At 66.2% G+C, this 19,754-nt stretch carries 14 protein-coding genes; 6 read left to right on the top strand and 8 right to left on the bottom strand.

The window, feature by feature from the left end:
* Positions 1-71: 71 nt before the first annotated feature.
* From FFS08_RS15880 to FFS08_RS15865, 4 genes are all read right to left on the bottom strand, one after another.
* Positions 72-1,265 carry an NUDIX domain-containing protein gene (locus FFS08_RS15880; RefSeq protein ID WP_137863409.1) on the bottom strand — a complete coding sequence of 398 codons (1,194 nt, stop codon included), beginning with the start codon at positions 1,263-1,265 and terminating at the stop codon, positions 72-74.
* Positions 1,266-1,734: 469 nt separating this feature from the next.
* Entirely contained in the window at positions 1,735-2,112 is a 378-nt protein-coding gene (locus tag FFS08_RS15875; RefSeq protein ID WP_137863408.1) for a hypothetical protein, read from the bottom strand.
* 58 nt (positions 2,113-2,170) lie between these two features.
* Complete coding sequence (locus FFS08_RS15870; RefSeq protein ID WP_137863407.1) at positions 2,171-3,490, bottom strand: amidohydrolase family protein; 1,320 nt, start codon at positions 3,488-3,490, stop codon at positions 2,171-2,173.
* Positions 3,490-4,908, bottom strand: a complete 1,419-nt coding sequence (locus FFS08_RS15865) for an amidohydrolase (protein WP_502702042.1) — start codon at positions 4,906-4,908, stop codon at positions 3,490-3,492. Before FFS08_RS15865 ends, FFS08_RS15870 begins: the two co-directional genes overlap by 1 nt.
* 210 nt (positions 4,909-5,118) lie before the next feature.
* Here FFS08_RS15865 and FFS08_RS15860 point away from each other — a divergent pair, with 210 nt between their 5' ends.
* Both FFS08_RS15860 and FFS08_RS15855 read left to right on the top strand, forming a co-directional pair.
* Positions 5,119-7,797, top strand: a complete 2,679-nt coding sequence (locus tag FFS08_RS15860; RefSeq protein WP_137863406.1) for a PAS domain S-box protein — start codon at positions 5,119-5,121, stop codon at positions 7,795-7,797.
* Positions 7,798-8,412 (top strand): response regulator transcription factor, encoded by a 615-nt coding sequence (locus FFS08_RS15855; protein ID WP_137863405.1) that lies wholly within the window; start codon positions 7,798-7,800, stop codon positions 8,410-8,412. It begins immediately after the preceding gene.
* Positions 8,413-8,425: 13 nt separating this feature from the next.
* On the opposite strand, the gene FFS08_RS15850 is transcribed toward FFS08_RS15855, so the two are convergent.
* Together FFS08_RS15850 and FFS08_RS15845 are read right to left on the bottom strand one after the other, a co-directional pair.
* Positions 8,426-8,776 carry a hypothetical protein gene (locus tag FFS08_RS15850; RefSeq protein ID WP_137863404.1) on the bottom strand — a complete coding sequence of 117 codons (351 nt, stop codon included), beginning with the start codon at positions 8,774-8,776 and terminating at the stop codon, positions 8,426-8,428.
* 118 nt (positions 8,777-8,894) lie between these two features.
* The gene (locus tag FFS08_RS15845) at positions 8,895-10,232 is read right to left on the bottom strand and encodes an alginate export family protein (protein WP_137863403.1); all 1,338 of its coding nucleotides are present in this window, start codon (positions 10,230-10,232) and stop codon (positions 8,895-8,897) included.
* Positions 10,233-10,682: 450 nt separating this feature from the next.
* Between FFS08_RS15845 and FFS08_RS15840 the strand changes: the two genes are divergently transcribed.
* Entirely contained in the window at positions 10,683-12,578 is a 1,896-nt protein-coding gene (locus tag FFS08_RS15840) for a HAMP domain-containing methyl-accepting chemotaxis protein (protein WP_137863402.1), read from the top strand.
* A 75-nt stretch (positions 12,579-12,653) separates the two neighbouring features.
* Positions 12,654-14,534, top strand: coding sequence for a HAMP domain-containing methyl-accepting chemotaxis protein (locus tag FFS08_RS15835; protein ID WP_137863401.1), 1,881 nt, complete (start codon positions 12,654-12,656; stop codon positions 14,532-14,534).
* Positions 14,535-14,639: 105 nt separating this feature from the next.
* Here FFS08_RS15835 and FFS08_RS15830 read toward each other — a convergent pair whose 3' ends face one another.
* Positions 14,640-15,803: a serine hydrolase domain-containing protein gene (locus FFS08_RS15830; protein WP_171012641.1), complete on the bottom strand. Its 1,164-nt coding sequence runs from the start codon at positions 15,801-15,803 to the stop codon at positions 14,640-14,642.
* A 250-nt stretch (positions 15,804-16,053) separates the two neighbouring features.
* The gene (gene flaF, locus FFS08_RS15825) at positions 16,054-16,416 is read right to left on the bottom strand and encodes a flagellar biosynthesis regulator FlaF (protein WP_137863399.1); all 363 of its coding nucleotides are present in this window, start codon (positions 16,414-16,416) and stop codon (positions 16,054-16,056) included.
* 116 nt (positions 16,417-16,532) lie between these two features.
* Between flaF and FFS08_RS15820 the strand changes: the two genes are divergently transcribed.
* Together FFS08_RS15820 and FFS08_RS15815 are read left to right on the top strand one after the other, a co-directional pair.
* Positions 16,533-18,932, top strand: coding sequence for an HAD family hydrolase (locus tag FFS08_RS15820; protein WP_137863398.1), 2,400 nt, complete (start codon positions 16,533-16,535; stop codon positions 18,930-18,932).
* The gene (locus FFS08_RS15815; protein ID WP_137863397.1) at positions 18,929-19,747 is read left to right on the top strand and encodes a class I SAM-dependent methyltransferase; all 819 of its coding nucleotides are present in this window, start codon (positions 18,929-18,931) and stop codon (positions 19,745-19,747) included. The genes FFS08_RS15820 and FFS08_RS15815 overlap by 4 nt, the downstream gene beginning before the upstream one ends.
* Positions 19,748-19,754 lie beyond the last annotated feature (7 nt).

The raw sequence follows: 19,754 nt of genomic DNA, 5'->3' as shown, positions 1-19,754 counted from the left end.
CTCCCCGCATGGGAAGCCTCCCTTTTCCTTGCCTACTTGCCTACTTGCTTGCTTGCCTGACCGGCCGCCCCTCAGCCGGTTGCCGCCGGAAACCGGGCAAGAGCCGCGGGATCCAGCCCGTCGAGCCAGGCGGGCCGCTGCTTTCCCCTTCGTGACGCGTTGTTGGCATGCAGCCGAACCAGCGCACGTCCCGCCGCGGCGATGGTGAAGTTGTCGCTGAACGCCAGCCGGCCGACTCCGGTCTCCACATCGACATGGCAGTCCGGATCGTCCCCGAACCAGGGCGTGAAGCGATCCAGTCTCCGAATGTCGTGCTTCCCGATCTGCACGGCCTCTTCCCGCAAGGCGGCTGCGAAGAACGGAGCTGCGCCGATCCACACCGGATTCTCGCCGGCGACCGTCATCTTCTCCAGTTCGCTATTGACCGCCTCATAATCCACATAGGCCATGACCAGGGCCGGCGTCTCTATGAGCTTGCCGCTGTCCGTCGCCACATTGCCGAGTTCGTACACCTCATAGACATGGGCAGAGGCGCCCCGGATTCGATCGACGGCGTCGACGACCCGCTTGGTCGGCTGGGCCCGCGCCTCTTCCTTACCTTCCCGAAGCGCGGCATCCACCCCGGATTCCTGGGGTCGGGCGAAACCCCGGGGCAGCTCGGTCATGAAGCGCTGGCGATCGTGCCGCCACTGCGTGACGCAAAGAACGCGACCGTGCTTCGGATCGAACGGCAGCAGCACTCCACCATGTCCGCGATCCGATTGCGGATCGAAATGCCTGATTGGCTGAATACGCGCGAAAGTGACGTGGACACTCTCGATTTCCCCATCGATCACCGCCGTCCTGAGCTCAACCTCATCCTGATAGAAGAATATCCTTCCCCCAATCCCTGGCCGCGTGACCTCCACCAGGCTCTCCGTGCCCCAACTGTTCACCCGCACCTGCCCCTTGCGGAGATCGTGGCATGGAGCGTCGGGAAGCCCGCCGCCCGGATGCGGCATCAAGCCCGACAGGAAATGGCGAAACTCGTTCGGATATGCCCAGCGCGCATTCGGCCTGATCGGCTGATCACTGATTCGTTCGAAGGCATATCGCGCATCCTCTTCCCGAAAGACGAGTTCGTCCTGATCCCGAATCCGGCTCCAGGTCGGCTCGTCGCCCCTGAGGTCGCAGATCAGATCACGAAAAACCTCTTCACGCTCCGCCGGTTTGACCCAGATATTCACGCGAGACCTGAGAAATCCAATCGTGGTTCGGTACGTCATTCCTCCCTCCCTGGCGCGCGCTTCACTTATATTTTCGATTCCACGATGGCCGAATGGCAATATGATCTGGAAATATCTCCGTGCTCCACTTTCAATATTATCGGAGTGGGAAGCGTTTCACCGGGGCAACTCGCCACCATCAGCTGCACGCACAGTCCAGCGATCTGCAGCAGATGCGCAGGCCACTGCCGGCCCGCCTTCGAAGATGCATTTGGATCGGTATTTCGTGCACCAACCAACATCGACATCACAGCCTCCATCAAGCACTGATGCGATACTGGATTGGGGATCGACGATTGGCCAAAACGGGCTGGCGGACCGGCACGCAGGTCTGCTTTGACAGCAGCGGCATTTTGTGACCCAGCGGCGCGAAGCTCGATTCGAGCCGGCGCGCCGCTTCATATGGCAGCGGGCGAGGACGGACAACGGCTCGGGCTGCGCCGCCCGCCGTGCGCGCAGCGACGCTTCCTTACCGGTCCGTGCGGCTGATGATCTTCGCCACCCCGTCCCTGGGGATGCCGATCATGTAATTCGTCCCGCCCTTGCAGGTGACGCGCCAGGTGGGGACGCCGTCCTGATCGGCGATGCGGGTCGAACTGTCGACATGGTCACAGGGCAAGGGGGCGTCCTGCAACGCGCGAATGAAGGTCGCGTTGCGCTGGGCGTCGTTCTGACCCAGCACGGCGGCACTGTAGTTGGTCGTGTCCGCCGCGTTCGCTGCGTCCAGCTCGTTGAGCGGCTCGGCGGTCACTGCCTCGTTGGCGGAGAGGTTGACGTCGCTCGCTCCTCCGCCGCACGCCGTAAGCGCCAGCGCCGCCAGCGTCGGCACGATGATCCGCTTCAACATGTCGCATCCCTTCAGAAAAGACGGTCCCGCAATCAATGCGGGACCGAAACCAAGGTTCCTAGCGCTGATAGGCCTTGGGCAGCGCGCCGTCCTTCGGATCGAGATAGCGCTGGCGCAGGCGCGTCCAGCGGTTCTCGAGCGGCTGCTCGACGCCATCGATGAAGACGTTGACCGCCGAAGTGCCGATCTCGAGCGGATCGCCGTCCCAGATCACCACGTCGCCGCGGCGGCCGGGCTTGAGCGAGCCGAACTCGCCGCCCAGGCCGAGCGCCTCGGCCGGCCTGGAGCTGATCGCCGCGAAGGCCGCTCCCCAGTCGAGGCCGGTGGCGCCGGGCACCTTGGTCAGCGCGACCAGGTTGCCGGCATATTGCTTCTCCCACCGGACCTGGCGCGCCTCGTCCTGGTTGATCGTGCCGATCGCGACGACGACGCCCGCCGCCGCCATCCGACCGACATTGGATTGGCTCGCGGCGAGTTGCTCGAAGCTCTCCGGCAGGTCGGCGAGCGCAGTGGCGATCACCGGCACGCCGGCGGCCGCGATCTGCGGTGCGACGGTCCAGCCCTCGGTCGCGCCGACGAACACCAGCCTGAGCCCCGGCAGCTCCTTCCTTAGCTGCAGGAGCACCAGCATGTCGGACGCGCGCTCCACATGGACGAGCAACGGCATGCGTCCCTGCACCACCGGCACCAGCGCCTCGGCATCGGCGCGGGTCAGGAAGGAATCCTTGCCGCGATCGGTGTAGCTGCCGGGCGCGCGGATATAGTTCCGCACTTCGAACAGCACGTTCTTGAGCGCGGCATAGGCGGCGGTCCGGCTGCCGCCCGCGGCACGCGCGCCGCTCTCGCCCCATTCCATGAACTGGAAGGCGCGCGGCTTGCTGACTGCGTCCATGTCCGCGCCCAGATCGATGATCGCGCCCTGGCCGGCGAAGATCGAACCGGAATTGTCGGGGGCGACCACGGCACGCGTGATGCCCTCTGCCCGGTTGATCGCGATCGGGCTGGACTTGGGGTTCACCGCCGGGGCGACGTCGATCGCGGCGTGGAAACCGATATTGCCGGGACCGGTGTCGTTCGTCTGGTCGACGCCGTCGACCTCGACGATGCCGAGCCGGGTGAAGCCGGCGAAGATGCCGGGCGACACCCATTTGCCGCCCGCATCGATCACGCGGATCCCGGCGGGCACCGCGACGCCCGTGCCGGCGGCGACGACCTTGCCGTCACGGATCACGACGGTGCCGCCGTCGACCGGCTGGCCGCCGTCGCCGACGACCAGCCTGGCGTTGGTGATCGCCACGGTCTGGGCCGCGGCGGGCGCAGCGAGAAAGGCGATCGGGGCAAGCGCCGCCGCGGCGGCGAGAAGGAGCTGCTTCGTCATCACTTCACATCCCCCTCGCCCGGCTGGCCGAGCTCGAAATCGGAAACCGGGCGGCGCTTGGGATCCCTCGCGTCGAAGAGCAGCGCGCCGTCGACCCAGACCTTTTCCGGCCGGGTGTAGACGCTGAACGGATTGCCGTTCCACAGCACCACATCGGCCATCTTGCCGGGCTTGAGGCTGCCGGTCTTGTCGGCGATGCCGAGCGCCTTGGCCGGGTTGATCGCCAGCCAGGTCCAGGCATGTTCCTCGCTGATGTTCATGCCAGCCTTGATGCCCGAGGCCCGCGCCTTGGCGACTTCCTGGTTGAGGCGCTGGATGCCGTTGGCGTCGTCCGAATGGATCATCGCGCAGGCGCCTTCCTTGTCGAGGATGGCGAGATTCTCGGGCACCGCGTCATAGGCTTCCATCTTGAAGCCGTACCAGTCCGCCCAGACGGCGGCGCAGGTGTTGTTGGCCTTGAGCAGGTCGGCGATCTTGTACGCTTCGACCGCGTGGTGGAAGGCCGAGACGTGGTAGCCGAATTCCTTGGCCATATCCATGACGACGGCCATCTCGTCGGCGCGGTAGCAATGGTTCTGGACGAGGATTTCGCCCTCCAGCACGCCGCGAAGCGTGTCCATGGCCAGATCCCGCCCCGGCGCCTCCCCGCCCTTCTCCTCATATTTGTCCCAGCGGCGCTTGTACTCGACCGCGCGGGCCCAGGTCTGGCGATCGACCGCGACATTGCCCATCCGGGTGGAGGGCATGCGCCCCTTCGAGCCATAGACGCGCTTGGGGTTCTCGCCACAGGCCATCTTGAGGCCATAGGGCGCGCCGGGGAACTTCATGCCCTGCATGGTGCGGGCATAGACGTTCTTCACCACCACCGAGCGGCCGCCCATCAGATTGGCCGAGCCTGGGAGGATCTGCAGCGTGGTGACGCCCCCATTGGCGAGCGCGCGGCCGAAGCCGGGATCCTGCGGCCAGACGCTGTGCTCGGCCCAGACTTCGGCGGTGACCGGCCCGGTCATCTCGTTGCCGTCCGAATTGGCCTGCACGCCGGGCGAGGGATAGTCGCCCAGATGGCTGTGGATGTCGATCACGCCGGGAGTGACATATTTGCCCTGCCCGTCGATCACGGTCGCGCCGTCGGCGGCGAGATTCTGGCCGACCGCGACGATCTTGCCGTCGCGGAACAACAGCTGGCCGTGATCGATGCGCCCACCCTCGCCGTCGAGCACGGTGACGTTGGTCAGCAGCGTGGGAGCGCCCGGATAGGCATGATAGGTCGACGGGAAGGGATCGTGGCTATAGCCCTTGCCCTTGCCGGGACCGCTCGCCGGGGCGGGATCGGAAGCGGCGCTCTGCGCCCTGGTGCCGCTGGAATCGCAGGCGGCGAGTCCGGCCAGCGCACCAAAGATGATTAACGTCCGGATCAAGCGAATCCTCCCCCTTGCGTAATGATCGAGTGATCGCGCAGGTGCTGTCCAGTTGGCAAGCCGTCCTTGCTCGCAAAGAAACTGAACCACTCTGGACTATCCCCATTTTCTCTTGGGCTTGATTGGTGTTATTGACAGTTCCCGGAAGGGGAAGGTGCATCGTTGCGCTTCGCAATTGACCCCGCCGAGCCATCATGGGTGGCGGCACCCGTGAATCGACGAGTCGCACTCGCGCTCGCCTTTTTCGGGCTGGCCTGCAGCCTGGCAGCCTTCGCGGGCTGGTTCCTCCACTTTCCGGCCCTGCGCGGGTTCGGCCTGAACGATTTCCCGATCTGGCCCTGGACCGCCGTCGGCTATATCGGCCTCTCGCTGGGTTTCCTGGCTTCCTTCCTGGGCCGACGGCGGCTGGCGATGAACTGCCTCGCCGTGCCGCTGGTGATTGCCCTGGTCGCGCTGTTCGAGCGCTGGACCGAGATCGATCTCGGCGTCGACCAGCTGCTCTTCCCGAGCCAGCTCGGCGAGTTCAGCTTTACCGAGCCGGGCCGGGTCGGGATCAATCCGGCCGCGGTTTTCCTCGTGCTCGGCCTGGCCGGGCTGGGGCAATGCGTGCACGACCTTGTGGCGAAGGAGATGCGCAGCCTGGTCGCAATGATCGCGCTTGGGCTTGCGGCCGCAGCGGCGATCATCATCCTGTTCTCGCGCGCCGGCGCCGGCCCGGCCCTGCCGCTGCTCACCACCTCGCTGCCCGCCGCCATCGTCTCGATCTCGCTGGCGCTGGCCGCGATCGCCTGGAACAGCGGCTTCGGCTGGATGCGCGACCTGGCGCGCGACCCCGACAATCGCCGCATGCTGCAGGTCCTGCTGCCGGCCGCGCTGATCCTGCCGGTGCTGCCCGCAGTGCTCGAGCTCGTGCTCGCGCGGCACATGGTGATCACCGCCGCCCCCGGCCAGCTGCTGGCGATGCTCGGCAACGTCCTGATCGTCGGCACGATCGCCTATTGGGCGGTCACGCGCGTCGCTCGCGAGCAATCGGTGCAGGTGGAGCTGAGCGAAGCCATCGACGTCACCACCATGGCGCTTACCTCGCCCGACGGGCGGATCGTCCATTGGTCCGAAGGCGCGGCCAGGCTGTTCGGCTGGAGCGAGGAGGAAGCGCGCGGGCAGAACAAATATCTCCTGCTTCGCTCGCGCTGCGAGAGCGCCGAGACCACCCTGCCCCGCCGCCCGCAGGACGAGACCCAGGAACTGGTGGAGACGACGCGGGACGGATGCGAGATCGCCATCCTCGAGCGTGTCCACCGTGTCGAGATCGCCGGCCGCGATCCGGTGATCATCCACAAGATGACCGACATCTCCGACCGGGCCCGCGCCGTGGCCGAGCTCCGCGAGAGCGAGGAGCGGCTCGCCATCGCCACTGCGACGCATGAAGTGGGCGTGTTCGAATGGGAAGTCGCCACGGGCCGGTTCGCCTGGGCGCCCGGCGCGGAGGAGCGACTGGGGCTGGTGCCGGGCACGGTCACCAGCTTCGACAGCTGGCGCGACCAGATCGAGCCCGACGACGCCGAGCGCGTGATCGAGACGATCGAGGCCGCCGTCGCCGATCGCGCGCCGCGCTTCGGCTTCCGCTACCGCTTCAAGAAGAGCAACGGCTCGGTACGCGCCGTCGAGGGATCCTCGCGCGCCTTCTATGATACCGCGGGCAATCTGGTCCGCACCATCGGCGCCATGCTCGACATCACCGAGCGCGAGGAGCGCGAAGCCGCGCTGCGCCGCCGCGAGGCGCAGCTGCGCTCGATCATCGAGACCGTGCCGGAGGCCATGCTGGCGGTCGACGAGGAAGGCACGATCCGCGTGTTCAGCACCGCCGCGGAAACGCTGTGGGATTATCGCGCCCATGAGGTGCTGGGCCACAATTTCGCGATGCTCACGCCCTATCCGCGTGACGAGGAAGCGGAATCCGAAACGCGGCTGAGCGCCTTCCTCAAGGCGGGCAAGCCGCTGGAGCCGGGGCAGACCATCGCCGCCGCCGGCCTGACCCGCAGTGGCGAACGCTTTCCAATGGAGGTGCGCGGCGGCGTCGCCCAGATCGACGGACACCTGCTCTACACGCTCTTCGCCCGCAGCCTGAGCGAGCAGTTCGCCGCCGAGGAGCGGCTGAGTGAACTCAACGCCGAGCTCGCCCATGTCGGCCGCCAATCGGCGATGAGCGAGCTTGCGGCGGACATGGCGCATGAACTCAACCAGCCGCTCGCCGCGACATCGAATTTCCTCGCCGCGGCGCGGATGCTGCTCGACAAGGGCGAAGAGCTCGAACGGGTCGGCGAATTGCTGCGCATGGCCAATGAACAGACGCTGCGCGCCGGAGAGATCATTCGCCGTCTGCGCAGCTTTACCATGCGCGGCGAAGTGGATCTGCGCGCGACGCCGCTGGGCCCGACAATTCGTGACGCGGCCGATCTGGTGCTCATCGGAACCAGCCAGTTCAATATCCGGCTGACCTATGATCTGGACCCCGAAATACCCTGCGTCTTCGCGGATCGCGTGCAGGTTCAGCAAGTTGTAGTTAATCTTCTTCGCAATTCCATAGATGTTCTTCGTCAACAGGGCGCAAACGATCGCCGGATTACCGTCAGATCGCGCAAGTCCAGTAAAGATATGATTGCAATAGAGATCGCCGATAGTGGGCCAGGCATACCGGAACCAATGCTCGACCAACTCTTTTCCCGTTTTACGACAACGAAGAAAGAAGGCGCAGGAATGGGTATTGGACTTTCCATCAGCAAGCGTATCATTGAGGCGCATGGTGGGGTCCTCAGCGCAGAGAACCGGCCAGAGGGTGGCGCGGTCTTCCGCTTCACGCTACCCACTACGGAACAGGGTGGAGAGTAGATGACAAAAACGGTCTATATCGTGGACGACGACGATGCCGTCCGGGCCTCTTTGCACAGTCTCCTTTCGCTTCGCTCCGATCTCGTGATCCGGGCATTTCGTTCGGGCGACATTTTTCTGGAATCGCTGCCGGATCTCGATCCGGGCGTTCTGCTGCTCGATTTCCATATGCCGGGCTCGACCGGGCTCGACGTGCTCAACGCAGTCACGAGCGATCCGCGCTTCGTGGCGATCATCCTGACCGGCCAGGGCAATGTCGGCCTGGCGGTACAGGCGATGAAGGCCGGCGCGCTCGATTTCATCGAAAAACCCTATGAAGCCGAATTCCTGATGACGGCGATCGACCTCGCTTTCTCGCGGCTCGAGGAAGGCAACGAGGCGGCGACGCGAGTCAATGCCGCGGAATCGAAGATCGGCAAGCTCTCGCCGCGAGAGAGAGACGTGCTCAAGGGCCTGATCGAAGGGCGATCGAACAAGATCATCGCCTATGAGCTCGACATCAGCCCGCGCACCGTCGAGATCTACCGCGCCAACCTGATGGAGAAGCTGGAAGTGCGCAGCCTTTCCGAAGCGCTGCGCATCGCCTTCGCCGCGGGGATGTTCCCCAAGAACTGAGCGGTTCCGGAATTCAGCGCTCCGGATAGCCCCAATCGGGCAGCATCGCTTCGATCGCGCTGGCGGGATCGTCGCGCGGGATGCGTGGCGGATGCGCGGCATCCGTTGCCGCACCGCCGACCACGGCAATGGCGCACCAGCGGGGATCCGCGCGCAGCGCGGCCTCGCCGCCCGGGCGCGTGGCGAGCGCGGCCTCATCGATGATCAGGACCGGGCTCTTGGCCAGCCAGCGCTCCACGCGCGGATCATCGAGATTGTCGATCGTGACAAGATCCGCTCCGGCCATCGACAGGCGCGCGATCAACGTGCTGCGGAGGCCCGCCTCACGCGCAACGAGCACCAGTAGTGGGAATCTCGGGCTCACTTGGCCCTCCTGAAACTTGCGACCCGGACTTCCCGCCCGCGGGCGATCGGATCTATGCGGGACCATGCAGATACCACTATCCGTGGCTTCTACCTAAGTGTCGGACCGCAAAGGCGGATCAGAACGAGAAGGTGAGATCGGCATGCCCGAACCGGGTGTCGCCGGTGCGCGGCGCATTGGGTGCATCGTGCAGGAAACGCCCCTTGGCGAGCCAGGCCGCGCCCAGTTCCAGGCGCAGAATCTGGGGCACCAGCCAGCGGCGGCCGCGCAACTCGAACTGCGTGCCGCCAAAGCTGCCCGCGCCACCGGTCCGATCGATCACCCCGGTGGAAGCGAAGCTGTCGATCGCGGAAGCCAGCCAGGCGCCGCGCACCGATGCCATCAGGTCGAGCCGCCTGGAGGGCCTCGCCTCCACGCGGATGGCCGGTGACACAATGTTCGCCCGGCCCAGCGCCCCGTAGAGCGAGAGCGGCCCGAAATCGGCGCGACGGGCGCCATAGAGCGTGTCGAAGCGGGTATAGGTGCCGGGATTGGCCGTCTCGCCGCTGGCATAGTCGAACAACGCGGCAACGCGCGGCGCCCACTTGCCGCCAAAGGTCCAGCCCGCCTCGGCATGGACGAAACCCGCCCGGACATCGAGATCGCGCACGTCCGTCACCGCCGCGGTGGCGCGGGCCAGGCCGCGCTGCAGCGCGCCCTCCACTTCATAGTCCAGCGCGAGCTTCCGGGGCGCCAGGCGCAGGCGCAGGCCGAAGGTCACCAGGCGGCGGTTGCGTGTCGGGTGCGTGGCGCGATCATGCTCGATCAGGCGGAAGGCATAGGTCTCGACCACGGCCTTGCCGAGCAGCCCGGCGAACGCGGCGTTGCCGCCGAAGAACTCGATATTCTCGGTCGCGCGGTCGAGCTGGACCTTGTTGTCGTAGATGTCCGCGGGCGTATCGGGCAAGGCCGTGAACGGGCGCGTCCAGAACAGGAAGAGCTGGTTACCCCGCGCGTCCTGCATTTCGAGCTTGGCGCCCAGATAGGTGGGGACGCCGTTGGGGAAATCGGTACGACCCACGAGGCGGCTCGCACCGATATCCATCGCGAACTTGCCTGCGCTCAGCTGCGCGCCCTTGACGGGCCGCCAGGCGAGATAGGCCTGCACGGGCTCGAGGTCGTTGATTTCGTTGGTGCGCACCGAGCTGCGGTCGCTCTCTCCATAGCCGCGCGCATCGACCAGTTCGCCGCCCAGCGTGAAATTGCCGATCTCCGCCTTCGCGGCGACCATGGAACGAAACGAGAGGAAGCTGTCGCTTTCCGGCGTATTCGGGCGGAACTGCCCGCGGATCGTCTCGGCCCGGGCGCGCAGGCTGCCGTTCAGGCTCAGCTTCACCTTCTCCTGCGCGAATGCCGGGACGGCGACGAAGGGCAGGATCGCCGCACAGGCGACGGGAAGGCGAACGACAGGGGCCACGGAACACTCCGGAAATGGTTACCCGAGCAATTATAGGATGATTCGTAAATTCGGATCGAGCGACTGTGGAAACTACGCAGCCCGGGAGGGAGTCAAGGAGTTAGTCCTATAATGGATCTGCTTTCCTACCCGCAGCCCCCCACCCTCAATCACGGCGCCTACAATGAAGACGCCGGAAGACAACGGAAGATCAAGGATGCTCGGCATGATTAACAACTGACCCCTGGCAAGGAAGATGCTGGTGGCCTTCGCTCTTTTCGGGACCCTGGTCCTCGGCCTGCCCGCAAGGCTGCGGCCTATGTCTCGCCGGTGAAGGCTCTGCCGCTCACCCAGTCCCCGCCGAATGGCGGCGACGACTGGATGTCGTTCTGATGCTGCCGCGCGCAATCAGGTTTTAGTCGAAGCAGGCTCTCGTCGAGATCCTGCCCCCTTCTGCAGGAGAAACAGGTGATGCTTGGTAAGTTGAAGATTCCAATCAAAATCCTGGCACTGGTCGCCATGGTCGCCACCGTGGGAATAGGCGTCGCACTATTCGGATCGAACGCGCTCCTGCGCATCGACCGGAGCTATTCCGAACTGGTCGAGAACCACATGCCCGTGGCGACCGAGCTGGCGCGCGCCAATCGCCGCACATTGGACATGGCCTATGCCGGCTATCGCGCACTTGCCTATGACGGCGCCTCGAAGATGGCACAGGAAGCCGGCAAGGTAGAGCAGAGCAATTTCGAGGCGACCAACAAGCTGCTCGACAATGCCGAACGGCTCCAGCCTTCGCTGAAGCCGCAACTCGACAGGTTCCGCAGCCAGATCGCCAAGGTCCACGAGCTTACGGCACAGGCAGTCGTGTTCGGCCAACGCAACGAAAATGACGACGCCAAGGCATCGCTCGCCAAGGTGGATCCGCTGATCATGGACCTTTCGGCGCAGATGACGCAGTTCAACGACGATCAGGTCGCCAGCGGCAAGACACGATCGGCCGAGCTGACCGATAACAGCTATGGCACCGTCTACACCATGCTGATCGTCAGCCTGGTCTCGATCCTGGTCGCAATGGGCTTCAGCTATTTCGTCTCGCGTTCGGGCATCACGCTGCCCCTCGCCCGACTACAGGCTGCGATGCAAGCGCTCGCCGGCGGCAACAACCGCGTCGAAGTGCCGGGCACCGAGCGTGGCGACGAACTGGGGGCCATGGCCAAGACCGTGCTGGTCTTCCGCGACACCGCCCAGGCGCAGGAAGCCGCGGCCGCGGCCAAGGCCGTCGCCGACGCAGAGCAGAAGATGGTGGTCGACACGCTCGGCCAGAATCTCGGGGAAGTCGCCAAGGGCGACCTGACCGCCGAGATCGCCCGCGAATTCCCGGCCGACTATGCCGAGTTGAAGACCAACTTCAACGCGGCGCTGACCAGCCTGCGCACGCTGATCGGCTCGGTGATGGAATCGACTTCGACGATCCACACCGGCTCGAGCGAGATCGCCCAGGCCTCGGAAGACCTGGCCCGCCGCACCGAAGCCAATGCCGCCAGCCTGGAAGAGACCTCCGCTGCGGTCACCCAGATGGACGAGCGGCTGAAGACGATGGCTGCCTCGGCCGGCCGCACGGTGGAACGGGCCGACGGCGCGATCTCGACCGTGTCGGGCGGCCGCGCAATCGCCGACGAAGCGGTGCAGGCGATGACGCGGGTGTCGGAGAGCGCCAAGGGCATCGACAGCGTGATCGAGGGGCTGGACAAGATCGCCTTCCAGACGCGGGTGCTGGCGATGAACGCCGCGGTGGAAGCCGGGCGTGCCGGCGAGGCGGGGCGCGGGTTCGCCGTGGTCGCCGATCTGGTCAGCGCGCTGGCGATGCGCGCCGAGGAAGAGGCCGGCCGCGCCCGCGACCAGCTGACTGCCACCCAGACCGACATCGTCGCGGCGGTGGAGATGGTCGAGAAGGTCGACGGCGCGCTCGCCAACATCTCGAGCGACGTGGGCGAAGTCCACACGCTGCTCGCCGAGATGGCGACCGACAATGCCGCCCAGTCGACCGCCATCACCCAGATCAGCACCGCGATCGGATCGATGGACCAGGCGACCCAGCAGAATGCCGCTATGGTCGAGGAAACCTCCGCCGCCGCGCGCAACCTGAACATCGAAGTCAGCGCGCTGTCGGAGCAGGCCGGCCGCTTCACTGTCGGCGGCACCGCCCCGGTGCGCCCGGCGGCCCGCCCTGCCCCCATCTCGGCCCAGATGCCTTCGCGTCCGGCCAAGCCGGTTGCCCGCAAGACCAAGGCCTATGTTTCCCCGGTGAAGGCTCTGCCGCTCACCCAGTCCCCGCCGAATGGCGACGACGACTGGACGTCGTTCTGATGCCGCTACGCGCAATTGCGTTCTAGTCGAAGCGGGCTCTCGGTGAGAGCCCGCCCCCTCCAGGAGAAGCACGAAATGCTCGCGAAGTTGAAGATTCCAACCAAGATTCTGGCGCTCGTCGCCATCGTAGCCACCGTCGGGATAGGCGTCGCGCTATTCGGATCGAGCGAACTCCGGCGCATCGACCGGAATTATTCCGATCTCGTCGTGAACCACATGCCGGTGGCGACCGAGCTGGCGCGCGCCAATCGCCGCGCATCGGACATCGCCTATGCCGGCTATCGCGCGCTTTCCTATGACGGCGCCTCGAAGATGGCGCAGGATGCCGGCAAGGCGGAGCAGAGCAATTTCGAGACGGCCAACAAGCTGCTCGACAATGCCGAGCAACTTCAGCCTTCGCTGAAGCCGCAGCTCGACGCGTACCGCAGCCAGATCGCCAAGGTCCACGAGCTTGCGGCACAGGCGGTGGTGCTCGGCCAGCGCAACGACAATGACGGCGCCAGGGCATTGCTCGCCAAGGTGGATCCGCTGATCATCGACCTTTCGGCGCAGATGATGAAGTTCAACGACGATCTGGTCGCCAACGGCAAGGCCCGGTCGAGCGAGCTCGGCACGATCAGCAGCAACACCATCTACACGATGCTGATCGTCAGCCTGGTCTCGATCCTGATCGCGATGGGCTTCAGCTATTTCGTCTCGCGCTCAGGCATTACCCTGCCCCTCGCGCGCCTGCAGGATACGATGCGTGCGCTCGCCGGCGGCAACAACCGCGTCGAAGTGCCGGGCACCGAGCGTGGCGACGAACTGGGGGCCATGGCCAAGACCGTGCTGGTCTTCCGCGACACCGCCCAGGCGCAGGAAGCCGCGGCCGCGGCCAAGGCCGTCGCCGACGCAGAGCAGAAGATGGTGGTCGACACGCTCGGCCAGAATCTCGGGGAAGTCGCCAAGGGCGACCTGACCGCCGAGATCGCCCGCGAATTCCCGGCCGACTATGCCGAGTTGAAGACCAACTTCAACGCGGCGCTGACCAGCCTGCGCACGCTGATCGGCTCGGTGATGGAATCGACTTCGACGATCCACACCGGCTCGAGCGAGATCGCCCAGGCCTCGGAAGACCTGGCCCGCCGCACCGAAGCCAATGCCGCCAGCCTGGAAGAGACCTCCGCTGCGGTCACCCAGATGGACGAGCGGCTGAAGACGATGGCTGCCTCGGCCGGCCGCACGGTGGAACGGGCCGACGGCGCGATCTCGACCGTGTCGGGCGGCCGCGCAATCGCCGACGAAGCGGTGCAGGCGATGACGCGGGTGTCGGAGAGCGCCAAGGGCATCGACAGCGTGATCGAGGGGCTGGACAAGATCGCCTTCCAGACGCGGGTGCTGGCGATGAACGCCGCGGTGGAAGCCGGGCGTGCCGGCGAGGCGGGGCGCGGGTTCGCCGTGGTCGCCGATCTGGTCAGCGCGCTGGCGATGCGCGCCGAGGAAGAGGCCGGCCGCGCCCGCGACCAGCTGACTGCCACCCAGACCGACATCGTCGCGGCGGTGGAGATGGTCGAGAAGGTCGACGGCGCGCTCGCCAACATCTCGAGCGACGTGGGCGAAGTCCACACGCTGCTCGCCGAGATGGCGACCGACAATGCCGCCCAGTCGACCGCCATCACCCAGATCAGCACCGCGATCGGATCGATGGACCAGGCGACCCAGCAGAATGCCGCTATGGTCGAGGAAACCTCCGCCGCCGCGCGCAACCTGAACACCGAAGTCAGCGCACTCTCGGAGCAGGCCGGCCGCTTCACTGTCGGCGGCACCGCCGCAGTGCGCCCGGCGATGCGCCCGGCCCCGGCACCTGCAGCGCGCGCGTCGAAGCCCGCTGCGAAGAAGCCGGGCTATGTCTCGCCGGTGAAGGCGCTTGCCGCCACGGCCGCGATGAAGACCGGCGAGGACTGGGCCTCGTTCTGAGGCCCGGCTCCATCTGACGAAATGGGCGTCCCGGCTTCGGCCGGGGCGCCCTTTCCTTGTGGGCCCCGCATCCCGTTTCCTCCGGGTTCGCGGACCTCGCCTTGCTCATTCGAACATGCGCTTCCCAATCACCGCCACAAAGGCATCGAGATCGGTGGTTCCGGCATTGCTCAGAATGATCACGGTCAGATCGCTGTCCAGAAACCGGTAGAGCTGGCTCTGCGTGCCCATGATATGGCCCGGACGCTTCGCGACGCGATGGGTCGTCCCGCCGGCCTTGGTGTCGTACACCCAGAGGCCCAGGCCGTAGCGATCGAGCCCGGGCGTCGTCATCTGGTCGAGCATCGGCCGGCCGATCAGCCGGCCGCCGAACAGCGCATTGGAAAAGCGCAGCAGATCGCCGACGCTCGAATAGAGCGCACCGGCTGCGTACCAATTCTCAGGATAGACCGGCATGTCATGTTGCAGCGCGTGGCGATCGGCGCCGGGCGAATAGGCGTCGGCAAGGTTGGGAACGACGTCCTCGTGGCGCATCAACCCGCTGTAACGCATCTGCAAGGGGATCAGGATGCGCTCGCCGAGCACGGCGCCGAACGGCTTACCATACGCCTGCTCGATGATCTTTCCCAGGATGATATAGTCCGCACTGTTGTAGTCGAAGACCTTGCCCGGCTCGCCGACCAGGGGATCGCTGCAGAACTTCCGAAGCAGATCGTCGCTGCTGTAGGGCGTCTGATAGAGCGGCAGCCGGGCGTGCCGGACGGCGTCCTCGGTCTGCGCGCGGATGGCCTGCCGTTCGTCCTCGATATTGGGGATGGCGTCGATATTCCTCAATCCCGAGGTGTGGTTGAGAAGCTGGCGGACCGTCACCTTCGTCGCCGCTTCGCCGCGATACTCGGGAAGATAGGCGCCGATCGTCCGGTCGAGATCCAGCCGCTGCTGCTCCGCGAGCTGGAGGATCAGCGTCGAGGTGAACAGCTTGGTGATCGAAGCGGCCCAATAGAGCGTCCGGTTCGCATTCGGAACATTGTGCGCGCGGTTGGCGAGGCCGAAGCTGCGCTCGAAAACTACCCGACCGCCCTTCTGCACCAGGATCGTGCCGCTGAAGCCATGTTCCGCGGCATAGCCAGCAATGAATTCCCCGGGCGATTGCCCGGCCTTTGGCCGGGGGAGCGCCGCAATGGCCGGCGCCTCCTGCGCGCGGGCAGCCTGATCGAACGTAGTGAGCAGGCCGATGACCATCATCAACGAGAGAAACGACGGGCGCACACCATCTCCTGCTGCGATACCGGCGGCCCGGCACGATCCGGGTGATGTCCGTCGGCACACGAGCGCAGGCTCAGCACTTGTGGCGCTACATTGCGCGAACATTGCGTCCGCGCCTCTTCTTCCCGCTTCATATCGGCATATCGGCGGCGTGAACCGCAGCGGCACGACTGCCGCCGGACGATGGCGCGAGCAACGAAGAGAGGCGCCGCGGCTCTCGCCGGGCGCCTCTCTCCATCGGCCATGGGAAGGATCAGGCGGCGGCGCGATGCGGCGTCCGCAGCCCGTCCATGATCATGCGGTTCACTTCGATCAGCTCGCGGATCCGCTCGCGGCCGGCGATCACGTCGCTGGTGAAGCGATCGACCCACAAGGCCAGCGAAATGATCTGCGCGCGCAACTCGTGCGGCAGGCCGTTGCCGGCGATGCCGCAATCGGTCGAGAAGGCGTCCCACATCTGGCGATTGCGATGCAGAGGCGGCATCAGCAGCGCGCCCTTCAGCCCGCGCTCTTCCGCTTCCATCATCTCGCCGGTGATCTCGCCCAGCAGCCTGAGCTCTGCCGAGCGCGGCGTTTCAGCCCGTGCACGGGCCGCCTGATAGGCACTAAGGGTCATGCTCGCTCCATTTGCTTGACCCTTCATTCTAGGACGATCGCGACCGTTCCGGGTGCGCGCATCCTATAAGATTAGTGCGCCCTACCGAATTGCGGGCGCGCATCCGGGGAAAATCATTGGTCAACGCAATCCTTCCGCACGCGCTGCCGTCGGCATTGGACGCCTATCCGGGCGTGACCCTGCTCTCGCTCGACTGTTTCGACACGCTGCTGTGGCGCGACGTGCATGCCCCGCGCGATCTGTTCGGCGCGCTCGGCGAAGCCAACCTCCTCCAGCGCGGCTGGGCCGAGCAGACCGCGCGGAGCACCGCCGCCGTCCGCCACCGCCGCAACGAAGTCCATATCGACGAGGTCTATGCCGAGCTGATGCCCAATGCGAGCGCCGCCGAGCGCGCCGCCGCGGTGCGGGACGAGCTCGACGCCGAGGCACGCCACTGCTTCGCCTTCGCGCCCACCGTGGCGCTGATGCGCGCGGCCAAGGCGAAGGGCATCGAGACGATCATCGTTTCCGACACCTATCTCGACGAAAAGCAGCTGCGCGGCCTGATCGCCGCCGCGGCGGGCGAGGAAGTCGCCGGGCTGATCGGCCGGATCTTCTGCTCGTCCTTCCACGGCAAGGCCAAGGGCGAAGGCCTGTACGGCCCGGTGCTCAAGGCGCTCAGGATCGCGCCCGAGCAGATCCTGCACATCGGCGACAACAAGAAGGCAGACGTCGACGGCGTCGCGCCGTTCGGGGTGAACACGCTGCATCTCAAGCAGTTTACCGAGGGCAGCGAGCAGCGCATCCGCCTGGAAAGCGCGATCAGCAACATCTTTCACCCGACCGCGGCCGGCGTCGCGATCACCCACCAGCCACACCGCGCGACGATCGCCGCCGTCGAACCGCAGCTGGGCGATGCCGCCGAAGTGCTCGGCTATACCACGCTGGGCCCCGTGCTGAACGGGTTCGACCGCTGGCTGGACGACGAGGCCGCGGCGCTGCGGGCGCAGCATGGCGGCACCGTGCACGCGGTGTTCCTGATGCGCGACGGCCATCTGCCGCAGCTTGTCCACGAAGCGCGCGGCAGCGTCGGCCACGCCGTGGAAATCAGCCGCTTCACCGGCACCGCCGCCGCGCTGGCAACGCCGGGAGCGGTCGATCGCTATCTCCAGCGCGAGATCTGCGGCGACCTGACCGCGGTGGCGAAGCAGCTGCTGCTGCCGGCCGCCGAAGCGGCCAGGCTGGTCAAGGACAATCCCCGCCCCGGCGCCTTTCTCAAGGCGATCCAGGACCCGCAGCGCATGCGCCGCATCACCCAGGCGTCGCGCAGCTTCGCCGACCGGCTGATCGCGCATGTCCGCAAGGCAGTGAATCCCGCCAGGGGCGATACGCTGATGCTGGTCGACCTGGGCTATAACGGATCGGTCCAGAACGATGTCGAGCCGCTGCTCGCCCGCGAGCTGGGTGTGCAGATCGCCGGCCGCTACCTGTTGCTGCGCGAGCAGTCGCGCAGTGGTTTCGACAAGAAGGGCTTTATCGGCCACGACGACTATGACTGCGCCGCGCTCGAGGCGCTGTGCGCCAATGTCGCCGTGCTCGAGCAGTTGTGCACCGCCGCCCAGGGATCGGTGGTCGATTACGAAGCCGACGGCACTGCGATCCGCCGCGGCAGCTCGATCAAGTCGCGCCAGTCGGACGTGCGCGACCGGGTGCAGGCAGGCTGCCTGCGCTTCGTGCGCGATGAAGGCAGCGTGACGATCCGCGCGGGGCGCCCCGCGCACGAGGCGATCATGTGGCGCCGCGGCGCGGCGGGCGTGCTCGGCCGGCTGATGTACGTGCCGCTCGAAGCCGAGCTCGCAGTGCTCGGCGCGTTCGAGCACGACATCAACCTGGGCGTGGACAATACCGTCTCGCTGTTCGACCCCGCCATCGCACGGCGCGGGCTGCGCCAGCGCGGCCTGTTCTACATGAAGGGTGCCGAGCGCATGTATCTGCCGGCGGAGCTGCACGGCGAGGGGCTGGCGCTCAAGCTCAGCCTGCTGGCGCAGCGCCGCTTCGCGATGCCGCTCAAATATCAGGATTTCGTCGACAACTCGATCGCGCTGCCGCTGATCGTCGCCGACGGCAACCAGGTCTCGACCGGCACGGTGACCGCCACGCCGACGCATGACGGCTATTATCTCGCCCCCATCCCGATCGGCGACAGCCGCTTCTCGGTGGGCGTGCAGTTCGGCCAGCTCTTCGACTATGTGCAGGTGGAGAGCGTGAGCTTCATGCCCGTCGACCGCTTCCTGAGCGACAAGCAGCATCCCGACGGCAATCAGGAAACCGACGCGCTGCCTTCGCTCGAGGGCATGGAGCAGGTCGCGCCCTATCTCTTCCGCTGCGAGAACGAGTTCGCCTTCATGATGGTCCCGCCGCCGCCGCGGCAGGGAGACCGGCAGATGATGCTGGCCCTGGCCTTCCGCCCCATCGCCGCGCGCCAGCCGGCCGCGCCCTCGCCTTCCAACGCCACGCTCCAGGGAGCCATCGCATGAGCCTGTTGATCCATTCCATGTCGGAATTCTCGGACATCATCCTTCGCAGCCTGCAGATCGCCGAGGCTCGCAACATTGCCGAGGTGGGCGCCGAGTTCGGCGGCATGTCGCAGCAGCTTGCCGCCTATGCGCGCCTGGCCGGCGGCAGCCTGACCAGCATCGATCCGGCGCCCAAGGCCGAGTTCCTGGCCTGGGCCCGCCAGACGCCCGAAGTGCGCCACATTGCCGAGCCGAGCCATGAGGCGATGCCGAAGCTGTCGGACATCGATGCCTGGGTGATCGACGGCGACCATAATTACTACACGGTGATCAACGAGCTGCGCATCGCCGACCAGATCGCGCGGCGCGACGGCAAGCCGCTGCTGGCGCTCATGCACGACGTCTCGTGGCCGTGCGCCCGCCGCGACTGCTATTATGCGCCCGACCGGATCCCGGAGGAGCATCGCCACCCGCACAGCTTCGACGGCGGCGTCTCGCTCGGCCAGCCCGACTGCCTGCCCAATCGCGGCTTCCGCGGCGCGGGCAGCTTCGCCTGGGCGCTGCACGAAGGCGGCCCCCGCAACGGCGTGCTAACTGCAGTGGAGGATTTCCGGGCCGAGGCGCAGACCGAGGAGCGTCCGCTCGCCTGGGCGCACGTGCCCGCGGTGTTCGGTCTCGGCGTGCTGTTCGACAGCTCGGCGCCCTGGGCTCCCGCGCTGGCCGAGATGATCGTGCCCTGGCACAACAACAAGCTCCTCGCCTCGCTCGAGGCGAACCGGCTGCGCAACTATCTCGCGGTCATCGACTGGCAGGATCGGGCGGCCGAAGCAGCCTGAGCTATTT

This window comes from Sphingomonas sp. 1F27F7B (genome assembly GCF_005503355.1).
Taxonomy (GTDB): domain Bacteria; phylum Pseudomonadota; class Alphaproteobacteria; order Sphingomonadales; family Sphingomonadaceae; genus Sphingomonas.
The sequence above is the reverse complement of the archived record's forward strand: the minus strand, read 5'-3'. Positions and strand labels throughout refer to the sequence as shown.